Source organism: Sapientia aquatica (genome assembly GCF_004358105.1).
Classification (GTDB): Bacteria; Pseudomonadota; Gammaproteobacteria; order Burkholderiales; family Burkholderiaceae_D; genus Solimicrobium; species Solimicrobium aquaticum.
This window is the reverse complement of sequence record NZ_SMYL01000001.1, coordinates 715,405-734,142: the sequence shown is the minus strand read 5'-3', so window position 1 is coordinate 734,142 and position 18,738 is coordinate 715,405. Positions and strand designations below refer to the sequence as shown.

The 18,738-nt window shown below is 48.1% G+C and carries 18 protein-coding genes; 9 read left to right on the top strand and 9 right to left on the bottom strand.

The window, feature by feature from the left end:
* Positions 1–78: 78 nt before the first annotated feature.
* The 6 genes from E2I14_RS03330 to greB form a co-directional block, all read right to left on the bottom strand.
* On the bottom strand, positions 79–1,452 hold the full coding sequence (locus E2I14_RS03330; protein ID WP_133325370.1) for an ATP-grasp domain-containing protein: 1,374 nt from the start codon (positions 1,450–1,452) through the stop codon (positions 79–81).
* Between the two features lie 77 nt (positions 1,453–1,529).
* Entirely contained in the window at positions 1,530–4,049 is a 2,520-nt protein-coding gene (locus E2I14_RS03325) for a DNA internalization-related competence protein ComEC/Rec2 (RefSeq protein ID WP_133325368.1), read from the bottom strand.
* Positions 4,050–4,094: 45 nt separating this feature from the next.
* Complete coding sequence (locus E2I14_RS03320; RefSeq protein WP_133325366.1) at positions 4,095–4,889, bottom strand: TatD family hydrolase; 795 nt, start codon at positions 4,887–4,889, stop codon at positions 4,095–4,097.
* 114 nt (positions 4,890–5,003) lie between these two features.
* Positions 5,004–5,411: a bacteriohemerythrin gene (locus tag E2I14_RS03315; RefSeq protein ID WP_133325364.1), complete on the bottom strand. Its 408-nt coding sequence runs from the start codon at positions 5,409–5,411 to the stop codon at positions 5,004–5,006.
* Between the two features lie 65 nt (positions 5,412–5,476).
* Positions 5,477–6,334 (bottom strand): universal stress protein, encoded by an 858-nt coding sequence (locus tag E2I14_RS03310; protein WP_165967736.1) that lies wholly within the window; start codon positions 6,332–6,334, stop codon positions 5,477–5,479.
* Positions 6,335–6,544: 210 nt separating this feature from the next.
* Positions 6,545–7,096 carry a transcription elongation factor GreB gene (gene greB, locus E2I14_RS03305; protein WP_133325360.1) on the bottom strand — a complete coding sequence of 184 codons (552 nt, stop codon included), beginning with the start codon at positions 7,094–7,096 and terminating at the stop codon, positions 6,545–6,547.
* Between the two features lie 235 nt (positions 7,097–7,331).
* Here greB and E2I14_RS03300 point away from each other — a divergent pair, with 235 nt between their 5' ends.
* Both E2I14_RS03300 and E2I14_RS03295 read left to right on the top strand, forming a co-directional pair.
* The gene (locus tag E2I14_RS03300) at positions 7,332–8,825 is read left to right on the top strand and encodes a PAS domain-containing sensor histidine kinase (protein ID WP_133325358.1); all 1,494 of its coding nucleotides are present in this window, start codon (positions 7,332–7,334) and stop codon (positions 8,823–8,825) included.
* Between the two features lie 47 nt (positions 8,826–8,872).
* Positions 8,873–9,520: a response regulator gene (locus E2I14_RS03295; protein WP_133325356.1), complete on the top strand. Its 648-nt coding sequence runs from the start codon at positions 8,873–8,875 to the stop codon at positions 9,518–9,520.
* A 48-nt stretch (positions 9,521–9,568) separates the two neighbouring features.
* On the opposite strand, the gene E2I14_RS03290 is transcribed toward E2I14_RS03295, so the two are convergent.
* The 3 genes from E2I14_RS03290 to E2I14_RS03280 form a co-directional block, all read right to left on the bottom strand.
* Positions 9,569–9,994 (bottom strand): GNAT family N-acetyltransferase, encoded by a 426-nt coding sequence (locus E2I14_RS03290; protein WP_206105566.1) that lies wholly within the window; start codon positions 9,992–9,994, stop codon positions 9,569–9,571.
* A gap of 86 nt (positions 9,995–10,080) precedes the next feature.
* Positions 10,081–11,127 carry an NADP-dependent oxidoreductase gene (locus tag E2I14_RS03285; RefSeq protein ID WP_133325354.1) on the bottom strand — a complete coding sequence of 349 codons (1,047 nt, stop codon included), beginning with the start codon at positions 11,125–11,127 and terminating at the stop codon, positions 10,081–10,083.
* A 1-nt stretch (position 11,128) separates the two neighbouring features.
* The gene (locus tag E2I14_RS03280; RefSeq protein ID WP_133325352.1) at positions 11,129–11,431 is read right to left on the bottom strand and encodes a Dabb family protein; all 303 of its coding nucleotides are present in this window, start codon (positions 11,429–11,431) and stop codon (positions 11,129–11,131) included.
* A gap of 215 nt (positions 11,432–11,646) precedes the next feature.
* Here E2I14_RS03280 and E2I14_RS03275 point away from each other — a divergent pair, with 215 nt between their 5' ends.
* The 7 genes from E2I14_RS03275 (at position 11,647) to arsB (ending at position 18,699) form a co-directional block, all read left to right on the top strand.
* A complete protein-coding gene (locus tag E2I14_RS03275; protein WP_133325351.1) occupies positions 11,647–12,144 on the top strand; it encodes a MarR family winged helix-turn-helix transcriptional regulator in 498 nt (165 codons plus the stop codon).
* A 191-nt stretch (positions 12,145–12,335) separates the two neighbouring features.
* Positions 12,336–13,760 carry an efflux transporter outer membrane subunit gene (locus E2I14_RS03270; protein ID WP_133325349.1) on the top strand — a complete coding sequence of 475 codons (1,425 nt, stop codon included), beginning with the start codon at positions 12,336–12,338 and terminating at the stop codon, positions 13,758–13,760.
* 72 nt (positions 13,761–13,832) lie between these two features.
* The gene (locus E2I14_RS03265) at positions 13,833–15,083 is read left to right on the top strand and encodes an HlyD family secretion protein (RefSeq protein WP_133325347.1); all 1,251 of its coding nucleotides are present in this window, start codon (positions 13,833–13,835) and stop codon (positions 15,081–15,083) included.
* A 2-nt stretch (positions 15,084–15,085) separates the two neighbouring features.
* The gene (locus E2I14_RS03260) at positions 15,086–16,687 is read left to right on the top strand and encodes a DHA2 family efflux MFS transporter permease subunit (protein ID WP_133325345.1); all 1,602 of its coding nucleotides are present in this window, start codon (positions 15,086–15,088) and stop codon (positions 16,685–16,687) included.
* A 162-nt stretch (positions 16,688–16,849) separates the two neighbouring features.
* Positions 16,850–17,173, top strand: a complete 324-nt coding sequence (locus E2I14_RS03255) for an ArsR/SmtB family transcription factor (RefSeq protein WP_133325344.1) — start codon at positions 16,850–16,852, stop codon at positions 17,171–17,173.
* The gene (locus tag E2I14_RS03250; RefSeq protein ID WP_133325342.1) at positions 17,170–17,658 is read left to right on the top strand and encodes an arsenate reductase ArsC; all 489 of its coding nucleotides are present in this window, start codon (positions 17,170–17,172) and stop codon (positions 17,656–17,658) included. Before E2I14_RS03255 ends, E2I14_RS03250 begins: the two co-directional genes overlap by 4 nt.
* Positions 17,659–18,699, top strand: a complete 1,041-nt coding sequence (arsB, locus tag E2I14_RS03245) for an ACR3 family arsenite efflux transporter (RefSeq protein ID WP_206105575.1) — start codon at positions 17,659–17,661, stop codon at positions 18,697–18,699.
* The last annotated feature ends 39 nt before the right edge of the window (positions 18,700–18,738 follow it).

Sequence of the window (18,738 nt, the reverse complement as noted above, 5' to 3'; positions counted from 1 at the left end):
CAGTATTGCTGAAATTAAAGGAATTTGCCGAGCAATATTTATTTTTAGACTAACTCTTCGAAATTTAGTCTCAGTGCTTTACCCCATAACACGAACTTGCAGCGCCTCAAATGCATCAGCAATCCGCTGAACGAAGACGTTTTTATGCGCGAGCACCCCGCTGGCGTTGACGCGGTGCACTAGCATGGTGGCATTGGCTTCGAATATGAAAAGCTGGCCATTTTCTAACAGGGTGAAATCAATCCCCGCGTAATCCAAGCCAAGACGCTGGGCTATCTGGTTTAACGCATTCCATGCAAGATCACCCAACACTTGCTCGGGATGTTGCAAGAATTTGGCTTCCTCTGCAATTTTCCACGGATTACTTTCCATTTCAGCCGAAACATAATGCACCATCCAATGAGGAGAAATCGCCAGATGATAGGGATACGGCTTTTTATCGACAAAAATAACGCGGTATTTGCGATAAAAGCCATCCGAGCTTTTGAAGTCAACAAATGAAGTTACATAATGCGCTGCGCTCGAGTTGGCTAACTGATGAGCTAGCTCGGCTAAGTGATGACACAACATCAAACCTTGACCGCCGTGGCTTTCCAAAGGACGCAGTAAAACTGGCAGCGCGATGCTGTGATTGGCCAAATGCCCTGCGAGTGTCTCGGTGCGAGCTTGGGTTGAATCAATTAAGCAACACGGCGCGGTTGCCACGCTTTGGATGCCGGACATTAGCCCAGCCAACAAATGGCGCTGAGTCCGCGCAACTTTATCGGGCGGATTAAGAATCGGTCGTTGGCATTTCTGAACAAATTGCTGCAAGCGCTGGGTTAAGAGCGTCGCAACATCGGCCTCGCCGATGGCGTTAAAAACTAAATCGTAGTACGGTAGTTGGCTATCTTCTTCTAGTTGGGCGTAGTCGATAATGTATTTGATGCGCTGGCTTTTTTCGCCTGACAGTAAAACTTCATAAGGAATGTTGCCCTTGGTGCGCCCTACACACAGAATCAATAATTGCCGAATCGGGCTGATAATCGGATCAATAAACACCCGCTGCAAGGCATAGGCACGCGCGCGGCATTGCTCGGCTTGCGCATTACGTCCAAAGTGCAAATGAATTACGACCAAATTTTGATACACCGCCGCCAACTCGGCATCCAATTGCAATACAAGCTGATACCAACGTTCGGCGACGGCGTAGTCACCTTTCATAAAATAGCCAGTCGCCACCATATAAAGCTGTTCCGCGCTTTGCTTATCACCATGCGAATGACGGGCTTCGATAGCCTTAATTGCGATCATGTGCGCTAGCGCGCCCAATTCATCCGCGACCGCATGTTTTTTATCTGCCAACAACTGATGCAAGCCAATATCGAAAGGCGCAGCGAGCAGGCGCGCTTCCAGCAGGCTGATTTCATCGGACTTAGTTAATTCGGGGATAAGGCTGGTTTCGGAAGTCATCGAAAAACTCGCTCACTTGTTCTCACACTGCATTTAACCAGATAACAAACTCGAGCATTCCGCCCATCAAGCGAGGTTTAATCGACTAAATCGGATTTTGAATACCAATAACGCGCTTCTGTCCGGCGATATTCCTCGACCCGAACGTCATCACCAAAGGTCAGCGAAATTGCACCAGAGTAATCATTGCGATACCGATCGATACCCAAATCCGCATAACGCTGCCACACCGCGGCTTTGGGGTGGCGGTAACGGTTGTGATAACCGAGTTGAAAGATGGCGATGCGCGGATTGACCGCCTGTAGGAAGGGCAACGTTGATGACGTGCCACTGCCGTGATGCGGCGCTAGCAAAACGGTAGCGGCTAACTTATCGGGAATGCTGTTGATCAGTTGATCTTCTTGGATAGCCTCAATATCGCCGGGGAGCAGAATAGAAAACTGACCTTGGGTAATTTTTAGGGTGCACGACTTGGCATTGGATTTCCATTTATTGCTGGTATAGATCACCGCCGCAGGATGCAAAATTTCAAACTGCACGCCGTCCCAATTCCACGATTCGCCCGCCAAACATGTCTTATGCAGGAATTGACGTTGCGCGGTTTGAACTATCGTACTGTCCTCCGATAAAGAACTACTGACCCAATTCATATTAATTTGGCGCATCAAGGACAGCGCACCGCCCGAGTGATCGCTGTCGTTGTGACTAATCATCAAACCATCGAGATAACTAATTCCACGCATTTTTAAATACGGATAAATCACCCGACTGCCAGCATCCGAATCAACCGAATAGGACGGACCGGTATCGTATAACAATCGGTGTTTTTCAGTTTCAATTAACAGCGCCATGCCCTGCCCAACGTCTAAGGCCGTTACCTTAAACTCACCCTGCTTTGGATAGTCGGATTGCTGTAGGCAAAGCGGCAACCAAGCCAAAAGTCCAGCCCAGCGCAGCGGCCAGCCTTTCGGTGCCAAACACCATATCGTTCCCACCATCGCCAAACCAAACATCCAAACTGACGGACGCGGTGCGAACCAAACCGCCCATGAAAACTGATTAAGCCAATGCAAAAAGACAATCAAGTAACTTAACAAAGCGTTCGCTGCCACCAAAATCCAACCACCTAGCGGCGCGGGCAAGACGCAACCGATTAACGCAAATGGCGTAATCACCAAACTGACTAAGGGAATGGCCACCGCGTTAGCCAATGGACTAACTAAAGAGATTTGGTTAAACAACAGCATTGTCAGCGGCACCAAGCCCAGGGTTACTACATACTGCGTTGTGGTAGCTTCATTCCATTGAGCACGCAGCTTGGTGCGCCATACTGGCTCAGCCTGTCTCGGGTCTGGTTGCGCTGGAATGCACGGCAGAGTTCGGATCAAAGCGCGCCCAGCGCCCGCAAAAAAAATCAAGCCCACCGCGCCAAAGGACAACCAAAATCCCGGCCATAAAACTGCCCACGGATCAATCAACAAAACCAAAGCGAGCGCCACACCAAGGACATGAGAGGGATTGCTGATACGATCAAACCACACCGCCAGAGCAACAACACTGAGCATAATTAGGGTGCGCTGGGCCGGCACACCAAAACCGGCTAACGCCACATAGATCAACGCAATTACTGCGCCAGTTAGCGCGGCCACTTTTTGCGCCGGAATAATCAGCGGCAATTGCGATTGCGTGAAAAACGAATGTCGCCACAAGTAAAACATCAATTGAGCCGCCATCCCGGACAACATGGTTACGTGCAAACCAGAGATCGAGATCAAATGACTCACACCGGTTCGAGCAAACATAGTCCAATCCTGTGCCGAGATCGCATTCTGTTCACCTATCACCAGCGCGACCAAGATCGGCGCGTATGTTTGATTGGGCAAGCTAGTTAAGATACGATCGCGCAACTTCGCGCGGGCCAATTGAACGAGGTTATTTGGGCTAAAAACAAACGAATCGATGCGTCGATTGCGCGACTTATTCGCGTCCGACACATCCCGATCTTTATCGTTACGCACCGAACCTGTTGCGCCTATCCCTTGCTCCAGCAACCACGCCTCATAATCAAATCCGTGCGGATTAGCAAGTCCATGAGGCCGACGCAGACGAATAGTGAGTTGCCAACGTTCACCGGGATTGAGAGTAATTTGTTCGCTAGCGTTAACAGCTTGGAGCTTAGAACGTGGGACATAGTTAGCGCGATTCCAGCTCAACAATACCTTGCTGGGTAGCGCATCAATCTTAATACTAGGAGACAGACTTTGCTCAAGCCTAAACTCAAAACGCTGACCGTATTCTATAAAACTCGGCAAGCTCGTAATGGTGCCAATTACCGTGATTTCTTGCTCTTCGATAGAAGGCGATAATTGCGTAGCCAGAGCAGCGAGCGCCATGACGGTGGCCCACACCCAACCAAGCGCAGCGCCGATAAAAAAACTTACGCCGGCGCGCAATTGCTGCTGTTTGATTTTCGGAGAAAAAATTAGCGCTACCAAAATAGCAGCGGCCAACATGGATATTGCCAACCAATTCCACAATTGTGCTTGCTGCTGCAACCACAAAATACCGACGACAAAACCGCCAATAAAGATACGCATCTGCTTTTTTGAAACCTCGCTAAGCTAACGCGTCTCAGATTAGGCTTATGCGCTATCGTTCCGAATCAAGCGCGGCAATACATCGTAGGCATTGCGTGTCGTCTGCTGGGCAAGTTGCTCAATTGAGATCCCGCGCAGCTCAGCTAACACCTGCGCGATTCTGGGCAACTGTTCGGGCGAGTTTTGTCCGGCTGCTAGCCAGTTGGGTGAAATATCGGGCGAGTCGGTTTCCAATACGATGGCGCTCAAGGGAAGATTGGTCGCTAAACGTCGAATTTGCAGCGCGCGCGTATAAGTTAATGCACCGCCAAAACCTAATTTAAAACCAAGCTGAATAAAAATCTCGGCCTGCTGATCACTACCATTGAAGGCATGCGCGATGCCGCCTTTTGGCGTGATCTGGCGTAATGTTTTTAAAATCGGATCGACCGAACGACGCACATGCAGCAAAACCGGCAAACCGGCATCGCGTGCGATCTTGCATTGTTCGCGGTAGAAATAGGTCTGCTTTTCGCGCATTTCTGGCGTGGTCAACTCAGGCACAAAAAAATCCAAACCTATTTCACCGACGGCGACAAAATGCGGGTCAGCGAGCGCTTGATTAACGCTCTGACGCAAAACCTCTAAGTCTTTTTCTGCGGCATCAGGGACAAATAAGGGATGGATTCCCAGCGCATAACCGCCAAAGCGACCAAGCGCGGCGACACTAGAAAAGTTATCCACGGAGACTGCGGGAATGATGACACGGTGCACGCCATTGGCCGCCGCACGCTCCGCAGCGGCTGCTCCTTGGCCGTTAAATTCAGCGGCATCTAAATGACAATGGGTATCGATGAACATAATGCACTCGGTTGCAAGAGAAAAGCCAATTCAAATTTGTTTGGCTCCGTAGTATATCCTGCAACCGGTGATTGCTGAGTTAGTCAGCTTGCGTGGGAAGGTGAAGAATTGCTACTAACTTTTTTCGTTCGTTAACGCCTTGATTTCTTTTAGGTAAAGCGCCAATGCTTTATCGACCGTGATAATGTGCATCACCGACCATTGCGGTAACAGCTCAAGCGCTTTTCTGGCCAAGGCAAAATCATTGCGTAAAACATCTGGCATGGCGTTATGCAAAGCACTTAAAACTCGGGCGTGTTGCTCGCGGTGGACTTTGATTTCAGGGTAATTGACTTTTTCCATCAAGGCTTCTTCCTGATAAAAGTCGCTCTCCATACCGGCAATCAAGGGCGGCAACAAATTAACCAGCTCGCTATCGGGCGCATCGGCCAGACTCACAAGTTGATCCAGAAATAATTTATGAGCTGCATCAACATCAGGCAGTCCCAAGGATAAATCCGGTGTCCATTCGATTCGCTCCATGTTCAAACCTCCTAGTTTCTGACTATTTTCTAATCGAGCGGCTATCCAACTATGCGGCGCTAAATCTAATGCGACATTAAAACTGGTATCGTCGCATTTTCCAAAATTACCCTCGTCGATCCGCCCAATAAAACTCCGCGCCAGCGCTGGTGTGCGACGCAGCCCATTACCATTAAATCGACCTGCTTTTCTATTGCTAGTTCCAGCATGGCCTGACCAATGTTATCCACCACAGTGCGTCGAACTAATTCAACTTGGATATGGTGACGCTCAAGAAATGCCACAATTTCTTCACATGATTCTTGTTGCTTGGCTTTGTCAGTGTTGGCCGACTCAAAGATGGCGATGCGAACATTCTTGGCACGTTGCAGAAATGGCATTGCGTTACGCACCGCGCGTGAAGCCGCCATGCTGCCATTCCACGCAATTAACACAGAATCACCAATGGTTTCGGTGCGCGGCGCACAAGGAATAATCAATACTGGGCAAGACGAATGCAGCGCGACGTATTCAGGAAAATCCACCTTGGCAATTAACGAGGGATTATCGTTATCGTTTTGGCCTAATACGATCAAATCGGCATACACGCCCTGCGAACTAATTGCGTCTGAGGCGTCATCATCAATGAGTTTGGTTTCAATCGATGGCAAATTAAAGGGCTTTACGATTTCTTTAAACTTAGTCAGCGCCGATTGCGCGTTATGCCGCAATTGGTCGATGTATTCGGGCTTATAGGGATTACCATTGGCAGCAAACTGCGGATCGACGTTGATCGTGGGAAGCTGTAACAAGCGCGAAATACCAGTTACCGCAACGCCAATCAAATGCGCCATTTCGCTCTGCGCAACTTTGGCGGAAAAATTGACACGATTGACCAAATGCGGTGAATCATCCACATAGACCAAGATGGTTTTGTATGCCACGGCAAACTCCCACAAAAAACAGTTAGACATATTTTTTGGCATTCCATGGCCATCTAGCGATGGAAGCGGCTAAGTCGTGACGATGCAGCCGTCACAACTCCTTCATCCTAATCGTGCTGTTTTCGCAGGGGTTGAGCTAAGTCAATGAATGACAGAGCATTGAATGGATTTAAAAATTGACGCCAGCAGAACCGATCAATACAGCCCAATTTAATGCGCTGGCGCGGGATAGCTCACTTCGAGGATAACGATTTCCTCAATCCCTGCGGGAGTTTGTAGCGAAATCGAATCGCCTTCGTGCGCTTTGTTGAGCGCTCGCGCGACTGGCGAGACCCAACTGATTTTTCCGCGTAAGGGATCGAACTCATCCACACCCACTATCGTGATTTCGTGTTCGGTTCCGTTTTGCGTCTCGTATTTGACCGTCGCACCGAAGAAAATCTGATCGCTTCCATGATGAATCGTTGGATCGACCACTTCGGCCAAATCTAATCGTTTAGTTAAGAACCGAATCCGCCGATCAATCTCGCGCAGGCGGCGCTTGCCGTAAATGTAATCGCCGTTTTCTGAGCGATCGCCGTTTGATGCGGCCCAATGTACGATCTTGACAACTTCTGGGCGCTCAACGTCGATCAATTGCAGCAATTCATCTTTCATGGCGACGTAGCCGGGCATGGTGATGTAATTTTTTGCACCAGGAGGTATTTTTAATAAGGCGCTGGTTTGCTCGTCATCGTCATCCAGATTTATGTTTTCACTCATTGCTTTTTATTACCTTTATAGTTCAAACTAGCGTTTTGTTGCCGCACCACAAATATTGCTTTAAATCCACAAAAATATTGATGCTATGGTAACTTGTTGTTACGATAGAAAGCGAGATGCGCCGTTGCTAGCACTACCAACATATTCAGTATAATTTCGCCACAAAGTCTGTTTCCCCCATTAGTCCAATAACAGTATCATTTCTGGCTAATATAGAAAGCGAGAGTAGATATTTATGGATACTCAAGGTTTACTCAACAAATTGATTGAAGGCTGTTTCAATGAAATTTATTTGATTGATGCAGCAACGTGCACCTATCAACAAGTCAATCAAACCGCCTTAACCGGCTTGGGCTATTCGTTCGAAGAACTGCAGCAAATGCGACCGTGGCAAATCGCCCGTGAGTTTACCCAAACTGAATGGCAAAACCAATTAGAACCGTTACTCTCGGGTCGCCAACAAAAAGTCGAATTCAAAACGCTGCATACCTGTAAAAACGGATCGCGCTATCCAGTGGTGCTGCACATTTTACGGCACAAGATCGACGACGAAGAAACATTACTTGTTATCGGCACGGATATTAGCATTCAACAAAATGCGATTGAAGCCGCCTCAGAAAGCGAAGCGCGTTGTGCTGGGATTATTGCCAATTTGCCGGGCTTGGTTTTTCAAAGCTTATTGAGTAAAAGTGGCCTGATCAAATATTTGTTTTTAAGCCAAAACTGCGAAAGCACGCTCGGCGTCACGCCCGATAATTTATACCTTAATTCGTCCAAGTTTACCGATTTAATCCTGCCCGAAGATTTAGCCTCCTATCACAGCAGCATGCAGGAATCGGCCTATTCGCAAAATCCATGGAACTGGGAAGGCCGTGTTTGGATCGCTCAATGGAGCGATATTAAGTGGATACACATCCGCGCCATGCCGCGCAAGCTCTCCGAAGAAAATGTAATCTTGGAAGGCATTATTACTGACATCACCGAGCGCAAACTTATCTCGGTTGAAAATCATCTTTATCGTCAACGTCTGGCCGAATTGTCGGCCCATATCGAGCGCATCAAAGAACAAGAGCGAATGAATATCGCGCGGGAAATTCACGACGACATGGGCGGCAATTTGGTCGCCGTTAAAATGATTTTGCATACGCTAGAAAACCGACTGCCTAAAGACCAACCTTGGTTAGCCGAAAAAACCCAATACGTGGATACTCTGATCGATCGCACTATTGAAGCCGGTCATCGCATCGCGCGCGATTTACGCCCTTCCGTATTAGATTTGGGGATTATTCCGGCGCTGGATTGGCAGGTCAAAGAATTCGAGAAGCAGTACAACATTCGCTGCTCATTTACCACCAACAAATACGACATTTCCTTATCCGCTGAAAACGCTACTGCGATCTTTAGGATGGTGCAAGAAGCCCTCACCAACATCGCCAAACACGCCAACGCCACTTACGCCAGTTTGGCGATTGTGTACACTCGCACCAGCATTAGCTTGACGATTGCAGACAATGGCTGTGGTTTAGAGAATAACGATGAGCGCAAACCAAATTCATTCGGACTATTAGGAATGTCAGAGCGCTGCAAAGAAATTGGCGGCTCTATCATCGTCGATTCACAGCCCAATAACGGCTGTGTGATCGCGATAAAAATTCCGCTGATGATACAACCCAAGAATTTTGTATTCCCCGCTGAAGAGCCGATGAGCGATCAGTTATCGCTGTTATAAACATGCGTTGTTAACAACAACCCTATCACGCACATCAAGGACACAAGTTGAAAGAACATACCATCATCGAAGTCATTATTGCCGACGACCACGCCATCGTTCGAGAGGGCTTAAAACAGATTCTGGCTGACACCAAAGACATCGTTGTAAAAGGCGAAGCAGAAACTGGTAACAGCACCATCAAGCTTTGTCGGGAACATGAATTTAACGTGCTACTGCTCGATATTTCCCTACCCGATAAAAGCGGTATTGAAGTGCTAAAGCAGATCAAAAAAGAACATCCCGCTATCGCCGTTGTGATGCTCACCATGCACCCGGAAGAACAATATGCCATCCGCGCCTTAAAAGCCGGTGCATCGGGCTATCTGAATAAGCAAAGCGCGCCAAAAGAATTGGTCACCGCTATTCGCCAAGTTGCCGTTGGATTGAAATACATTAATGCGTCCGTGGCGCAGCAACTAGCCAATCATATTGACGACGAGCATTCCGTCAACTTACACGAAACACTGTCCGATCGTGAATACCAAACCATGACGTTGATTGCCTCGGGCAAAGCGGTAAGCGACATCGCCAAAGAATTGTCGCTGTCGGTCAAAACCATTAGCGAATATCGCGCCCGTGTTTTAATCAAAATGAAGTTAAAAAATAATGCCGAGTTGACGCACTACGCTATTAAAAATCAACTCATTGAATAGTCCGCTGCCTGCTAATCACGGTTCACGAGGAACATTTTTTGGGTTCGATCAATTAAAAAAATGTTCCATCGTAATATGTAGAATTCCCGCTTCCAAATACTCATCGCCCAGCACACGAAATCCATGTGCTGCGTAAAATCCTTCGGCTTGACGCTGGGCGCTTAGCACAACACGTTTATCGCCGCGCTGCTTTGCCGCTGCCATTAAGCTAGTCAAAATTTGGCTGCCCACACCAGTCCCACGTGCACTTGCCATGACGGCCATTCGTCCGATATGACCGTCCGGTAGTAAGCGGCCCGTCCCCACCGCTTGACCGTTTTCGTCGCTCGCAATCGCATGCACGCAAACCTCGTCCATATCATCCCACTCTAATTCAATCGGTACATTTTGTTCGATCACAAATACCTGCATTCGAATCGCGCGCGCGGCTTCTTTATGAACTGACCAGTTATCTAATACGATGGTAATGGACATTTTTCGATTTCCTATTTAGCTAGACTTTACTCGGAGATAAGACGAAATTGTTGACTGTAAATTTAAGCGAAAAAACGCCGATAACATTAAAAACGAACTAACTGCTTACCTAAATTTTTCCCGCTCAACAATCCAATAAACGCATTCGGTGCAGCGGCTAATCCTTGCGCTATCATTTCTTTATAATGCAGTTTTTTTGCCACCATCAATTCGGTTAGTTCAGCCAAGGCTTGAGGCCACACATCCATGTGTTCGGTGACGATAAAACCCTGCAAGGTGGCGCGCATGGTTAATAATTTACCGCTGTTTTTAAGTGCTTGCGCATTATCGCTATTGGCGCTGTAACCGGCAATCATGCCGCACAAAGCGATCTTAGCGTAGGGATTTAGGCGCGCCAAGCTAGCATCAAAGATGCGGCCGCCGACATTTTCAAACAGCAAATCAATTCCATCGGGCGTCGCAGCAGCCAAGCTGTCCGTTAATTCTTCTTCGCTGGCAAACTTTTTGTAATCGACACAGGAATCAAAACCTAACTCATCAACTATGTAAGCACATTTCTGCTCGCCACCGGCAATGCCAACGACCCGACAGCCGATTAGTTTAGCCAATTGACCGACTACGCTGCCCACTGCGCCACCGGCAGCCGACACGACCAAGGTTTGCCCGGCTTTGGCTTGCAGAATCCGATGAATTCCATACCACGCCGTGACGCCCGGCATGCCGAGCACGCTTAAATAGACCGACAAAGGCAAAATCACCGCATCAACTTTTCGCAAGGCAGCGCCATCTTCAATGGCCATTTCTGTCCAACCCAACATGCCCGAGACGTAATCACCAGGCAAAAAATCAGCATGTCGCGACGCAACGACCTGCCCCGCTGTCGCGCCTATCATGGTCTGATCTAGCGCTTGCGGTTCGGCATAGCTTTTGGCTTTGGACATGCGCCCGCGCATATACGGGTCGAGCGACAAATAGTGATTTTTGATCACGACCTCGTTAATCTTCAAATCGTCAATTGTCGGTAACGTTGCAGTTTCCAGCCGAAAGTTTTCCGGAGCAACTTGCCCGCGTGGTCGGGCAGCTAAAACGATGCGTTGATAGGTTTGAGCAGGCAAACGGTGTTCCTCACTCATCTTAAACTTGGTAATCCATGCATTGACGTTCTTCCCGCACCGCACCGATAAATGGTTTGATTGCTTGATGAGTTGGGTGCACTTGGTATGCGTCTAAGGCCGCTTTGTCAGTAAATTCGGTGTACAAAATAATATCGTAGGTCGCTTCCAATTCCGGCACGGCAATCGCTACTTCTAGCGCGGTCATGCCAGGAACTATATTTGCGCAACTTTCCAATAGCATTTTCATTTTGCTCAGATTGGCGGCCTTATCTGAACCTTCGGCGTGTTCTTTTAACTTCCACATCACAATGTGCTTAATCATGTTGTTCCTTAGTTGGCGAAATAGTGCTGCATTTTAACTGAGGTCGCAATTTCCTTACGAGCTGAATCACTTAGCCCTCAATAAGCTTAATAAAAAATTCATATTCTGCAAAAATAGCGGGACAAAGTAGCCGCCTCGAAAATAAACTGCCTTGACAATGGCTGCATAGGCAGCTATATTTTCGCTTTAGATTTTTATCGACTAATTTGTTCCGCATGAACTCCACTTCCTCTACCTCAACATCGGGCGAGCAGACCAAGGATATTGAGTTTTACCAGCCGCTGGACTACACGCCGGTCACAACCGTAGGTTACATGCTGCGTAACGTGCACATTTCATTGCTAAAAATGATCGACATTGAAATGCAAAAGCACGATTTGACTGCAATGCAATGGCGTCCTTTGCTCTTTATTTATATCGGCAAAGTAGACACGGCGGCAGCGCTAGCCAAAGAGACCGATATGGATACGGGTGCAACCACTCGGATGCTGGACCGATTACAGAATAAAGGGCTGTTGATCCGAAATCGTTCTGAACAAGATCGGCGTGTGGTGCATTTAGCGCTGACCGAAGAAGGTAAAAAAGTCTGCGAAAAGATTCCAGCGGACTTGTGCAAAGTCGCCAATCATCATTTGAGAGGTTTTTCGCAGCAAGAACATGATCTGTTAAAAGATTTTCTGGGACGAATGTTAGCTAACGGCATGAATACGTAATTTTTAACTATTGATTACAATCTCGACTACTCTGATTACTCTGACCAACGTCCTTAACCAATTCCCCCTCCATTTCAACCAACAATGAACTCCCTATTATTTATTCACTCGCTTTGCGAATCGTCGAGTGGTACCCGTCAACTTATTAACTATTCAACCACTATTGCAATGCAGATCGATACGGACTTGCTATGAAAAAACACCACTTAAAACGTAGTTCAATCTTATTGATATCGCTTGCCTTGGCTGGCTGCGTCAATTACTCGGGCATCAGTCCGCAAGCAGTTATTACCTCCACTGACGATTTAAAACTCAGCTCAGCAGCGATTCAATGGCCGGGCGCTGCTTCATGGGAAACCCTCAACGACCCAGTGCTGACGAGCTTAATGGAACAGGCGCTAGAAAAAAATCCGACCATTAAATTAGCCAAGGCGCGCTTGGATAAAGTCGCCGCCATTGCACGCGCGACTGACGCCAGTAAACTGCCAACCGTGGGTGTAGCTGCCAGCGTAACGCCTGAGCATTTCACTGAAAACTATATTTACCCGCCTCCATTTGCTGGCTCGGTGTATTCCACCAATTTGTTGATGTTGAATGCCAAATACGAGTTTGATTTTTGGGGTAAAAATCGCGCTGCCTTGGACGCGGCCTTAAGTAATGAACGTGCCGCCCGTGCAGAGATTCAATCAGCACGTTTGTTGATCGAAGCTAGCGTGGCAAAAAGTTATTTCTCCCTAGCCCGCGCGATTGAACAGAAAAAAATCTTGGAAGCCACGTTAGCACAGCGCGAAGAATTATTGAATGTCGCACATCAGCGTTTAAATGCTGGACTCGATACCGAGCAAGATGTGCAAATCTCGCGCGGCAGCGTTCCAGCGATTCGCGCCGAAATTATTAAGCAAGAAGAGCAAATGAGCTTGTCTCGCAACGCGTTGGCGGCATTAATTGGCAAAGGCCCTGAAGCCACGCAAAACATCGTTGCCACGCTGCCCAGCAAGGTCAACATGAATGTACCGGATGCGATTCCTGCCGAATTGATCGGCCGGCGCGCTGATATTTCGGCTGCTCGTGATCGCGCTTTAGCAGCCAGCAAACAAATTGATGTCACCAAAACTGAGTTCTATCCCAACATCAACTTGACCGCGTTTGCTGGATTTAGCAGTTTGGGTTTCGGTCATTGGCTCGATGGCTCAAGCCGCGATTACGCGGTTGGCCCAGCGATCAGTTTGCCGATTTTTGATGGTGGCCGATTGCGCGCCGATTTAAGCAGCAAAACGGCGGAATACGATATGGCAGTTGAAAGCTACAACCAAACCTTGATCGAAGCGGTACACGATGTCGCCGACCAAATTAGCTCCTTGCGCTCGATTGCGAAACTACAAAAGCAACAAGCCGAACAGCAAGCCAGCGCGCAAGCGGTTTTTGATTTAGCTCAGCAACGTGAAAAAGCGGGTTTAGTTAGCCGCATAACCGTGCTTAACGCCCAAAGCGCCTTGCTCAGTCAACAAAGCGCCGAAATCGAATTGAAGACCCGAGCAGTTGATTTAACGATTAATTTAGTGCGCGCATTAGGCGGCGGCTTTAATGATCAAACAACGGTCAGCAGTTTTAAATAATTCTTTACCAAATTCATCAATATACATATCTCTCTTAGCAAAAACTAACGAGTAAAGCACATAGGAAATCACATGGATAACTCATCAGAACAAACAATTCCAGGCCAAGCAAAGCGCAAAACCGCGTTGTTGGCACTGTCCGGCATTTTTGGCGTGGCCGCCATCGCTTACGGCGTGTATTGGTTCATCAATAACGGCAAGCACGAAGACACCGATAACGCCTACGTTTCAGGCAACATAGTACAAATCACGCCGCAAATCGCTGGCACGGTCAACGCCATCGAAGCCCAAGATACTGACTTCGTTAAAGCGGGACAAACGCTGGTGAAATTAGACGGCGCTGATGCCCAAGTAGCTCTGGATCAAGCGCGTGCTCAATTAGCACAAACCGTGCGTGAAGTCCGCACACTGTACGCTAACAACGCGACTTATGAAGCGAACGTGACATTGCGCGAAGCCGAAATCACCCGCACAGCCAGCGAATTAGCGCGCGCTAAAGAAGATTTAGCACGTCGTCAATCGGTTGCTAGCATCGGCGCCGTATCTAACGAAGAATTGCAACACGCAAAATCCAACTTGGTCGCCGCACAAAGTGCTTACGCCGCGGCGCAGGCTGGCGTGTTGTCGGCCAACGAACAATTGGCTTCAAACAAGACATTGACCGAAGGCGTACACGTGGAGCAGCATCCCAATGTGTTGCGCGCCGCGGCTAAATTCCGCGAAGCGTATATCAACGCGCAACGTACCAACCTACTCTCTCCCGTGACTGGCTATGTTGCGCGTCGCAGCGTTCAGTTGGGTCAACGCATTCAAGCTGGCACACCATTAATGGCGGTGATTCCGATGGATCAATTGTGGGTTGATGCCAACTTTAAAGAAGTGCAATTACGCAAGATGCGTATCGGTCAGCCAGTTCATTTAGTGGCGGATATGTACGGCAAAAACGTGGTATTCCACGGAACCGTTGAAGGTTTAGGTGTTGGTACTGGCGCGGCATTCGCCTTGTTGCCAGCTCAAAACGCAACCGGTAACTGGATTAAAGTTGTGCAACGTGTTCCAGTTCGCATCAAATTAGATCCGAAAGAACTAGCCGAGCATCCACTACGTATCGGCTTGTCGATGGAGGTGGACGTCGATGTGGTTGATCAATCGGGCAAAGCCTTAGCCAATACCGAAAATTCAGCGAAAAATGCTGAAGTGATTCCAACCGATAGCGCTGCCGCCGATGCTGAAATCAAAAAAATCATCGCGAGTAACATCGGTGAAAAATCGACTAAAGCAACTAAGGCTAGCAAAGCAAGCAAAGAAGATAAAGCACATTAATCATGGCAACTTCCGCAACTAGTAATGCTGACGATCGGAGCAAACCAGCTCCGATGAAGCATGTTGAACATCCTCCACTGACAGGCTCAACCCTGATATGGGGAACATTAGCGCTGGCCTTAGCCACGTTCATGATCGTGCTGGATTCGTCGATTGCGAACGTGTCGATTCCAGCCATTTCTGGTGACTTGGGCGTAAGCCCGGCACAAGGTACTTGGGTTATTACTTCGTTCGCCGTGGCGAACGCGATTTCGATTCCGCTGACCGGCTGGCTAGTGATGCGCTTCGGGCAGGTGCGCTTATTTGTGATCAGTATTTTTCTGTTCGTCGTGGCGTCGTGGTTGTGCGGTTTTGCACCGAACATCGAATCATTAATCGCTTTCCGCGTGCTGCAAGGTGCGGTTACTGGGCCGATTATTCCGCTATCGCAAGCATTGCTGCTATCAAGCTACCCTAAAGCCAAAGCTGGAATGGCATTGGCTTTGTGGGCGATGACGACCTTGGTTGCTCCGGTGATGGGGCCATTGTTAGGCGGGTGGATTACCGATCATATTTCGTGGTCATGGATTTTCTACATCAATATTCCAGTGGGCGCATTTGCTGCGGCGGTGACATGGAGTATTTATAAAGAACGTGATTCTGCAATTCGTAAATTGCCGATTGATAAAGTTGGCTTGTTCTTGCTGGTTGTATGGGTAGGAGCGATGCAAATTATGATGGATAAAGGTAAAGAATTGGATTGGTTTGAATCTACGCAAATTATTACCTTGGCCGTTGTAGCCGTGGTGGGTTTTGCCTTCTTTATCGCGTGGGAATTGACCGATGAACATCCAGTGGTTGATTTGCATTTATTCACAAGTCGCAATTTTTGGACTGGAACAGTTTCCTTGTCATTGGCTTACGGCGTGTTTTTTGGCAACGTCGTATTGTTGCCGTTGTGGCTGCAACAATATATGGGCTACACAGCGACCCAAGCGGGGATTGTCTTAGCTCCGGTAGGCGTGATGGCGATTATCTTGTCGCCCTTGGTGGGCAAAAGCATAGGTAAAGTTGATCCGCGTATCTTGTCGACAATTTCTTTCGTCGTCTTCGCGCTAGTGCTGTGGATGCGCTCACGATTCAATACCAATGCCGATTTGACGACGATTCTGATTCCGACCGTGGTGCAAGGCGTGGCGATGGCGTTCTTCTTTATTCCCTTGGTTTCGCTCACCTTGTCTGGTCTGTCTCCGGACAAAATTCCAGCCGCGTCGGGTTTATCAAATTTTGCTCGAATTACTGCCGGTGCGTTCGGAACCTCGATTGCCACCACTTTGTGGGAAAACCGCGCGGCGATGCATCATGCGCATTTGACCGAAAAGATGAATCTTGCCAGCATTCCAACCATGCAAACCATGTCAAATTTGCAGGCTGGTGGTTTAAGCTCAGAGCAAGCGCTGGCGGTGATTAATCGCACTATTGATCAGCAGGCGTACATGATGTCGGCGAATGATATTTTCTTCGCCTCGTCCATGGTGTTCTTTATTTTGCTTGGCGTAGTGTGGTTAGCGCGGCCGATTAAATTAGCCGGTGGTGCTGGCGCAGACGCTAGTGGCGCGCATTAATCAGTATCGATGAAGCCGACCTAACTTAGTTTTATTGGCACCACACAGCAACGCGCACTAATTCAATTTAGTGCGCGTTTTGTTTTTCTGGTTATAGCAACAAGCTCAACGTGATCCAAATTAATTTCTGCCCATTAACTATATTTCGATTATAATAGAAATATGAAAACTACCGATGCCGTCCAAGCCTTTGTCGCGTTAGGACAAGAATCCCGACTGAATGTATTTCGCCTAATTGTCCAAAAAGGCGATGTCGGGCTAACTCCGACCCAAATTAATGAACTGCTGGGCATTCCCAATGCCACGCTCAGCTTTCATTTGAAGGAATTACTCAACGCCGATCTGATCTCGGTTGAGCGACAAAGCCGCAATTTAATTTATCGCCCCAACGCCTCCACGGTTGATGCATTAATGAGCTTTTTAATGGATAACTGCTGCGGTGGGAAATCTTGCATGCCTATTACATTTATGGAAAAGCCACGATGAAACCCTATAACATTCTTTTTTTGTGTACCCATAATTCGGCCCGCTCGGTCCTAGCCGAAGCGATTGCCTCCACACAAACCAATGGCAAATTCGTTGGCTATTCGGCGGGCTCTACACCGGGGACCAAAGTCAATCCGTTCGCAGCCGAACTAGCTAAGGAAATGGGCTATCCCGAAGATAAACTGCGCTCCAAAAGCTGGGATGAATACGGCTTACCCGATGCACCAAAAATGGATTTCATCATCACAGTGTGCGATAACGCTGCTGGCGAAGTTTGCCCATTCTGGCCCGGTAAGCCAGCCACAGCCCATTGGGGATTTCCTGACCCTTCACAAGTCCAAGGCAGCGACGAAGAGAAGCGGCGCGCATTTAGAGACGTGATGTATGGTTTAAAAAAGCGCATTGAGCTGCTATCGGCATTACCAATCGAAAAACTGGACGCATTAAGCATCCAACAAGAGCTTAAAAAGTTAGCTCACATTTAAATCAATCAAGGAAAATCTGTGACTATTTTTGAGCGCTATTTAACCGCGTGGGTATTTTTGTGCATTGTGATCGGAATCGCACTCGGTCAACTATTTCCCGGCGCGTTTCAAGTGTTAGGCAGATTGGAGCTCGCGCACGTCAATATTCCCGTTGGAATTTTGATTTGGGTGATGATTATTCCGATGCTAGTTAAAGTCGATTTTGGCGCATTGCACGAAGTCAAACAGCATGTCAAAGGCATAGGCGTAACGTTATTCGTAAATTGGTTGGTAAAACCTTTTTCAATGGCCCTACTCGGCTGGCTTTTTATCCGTCATTTATTTGCCGCGTATTTACCCGCCGATCAACTCGACAGCTATATTGCTGGCCTCATTTTATTAGCCGCTGCGCCGTGCACCGCGATGGTTTTTGTATGGAGCAAACTGACCAATGGCGACCCGCTGTTTACCTTATCGCAAGTAGCGCTCAACGATACGATCATGATCTTCGCCTTCGCCCCGTTAGTCGCGTTCTTATTAGGAATTTCAGCGATTACCGTACCTTGGGAAACCTTAATTACTTCGGTCGTTTTATACATCATCGTTCCGGTCATCTTGGCGCAAGTTTGGCGTAAAGCATTGCTCGTTAAAGGTCATTTGGCATTTGATCTAGCGATGCAAAGAATAGGCCCATGGTCGATTGGTGCGTTATTGACGACATTGGTTTTGCTGTTTGCATTCCAAGGTGCCGCCATCATGGAGCAACCGTTGGTCATTGCATTATTGGCGGCGCCTATTCTGATCCAAGTATTTTTTAACTCGGCGCTAGCCTACTGGCTCAATCGGGCACTCGGCGAAAAGCATAATGTAGCCTGTCCGTCAGCCTTGATTAGCGCGTCCAATTTTTTTGAATTAGCCGTTGCTGCCGCCATTGGCTTATTTGGCTTTCATTCTGGTGCCGCCTTAGCGACAGTCGTTGGTGTGTTGATTGAAGTGCCGGTGATGTTGTTGGTGGTTAAAGTGGTCAACTCCAGCAAAAATTGGTACGAGTGCAAGCCGTAATTAACCCAAGCGACATCAACCAGATAAGCGAGAAACCTG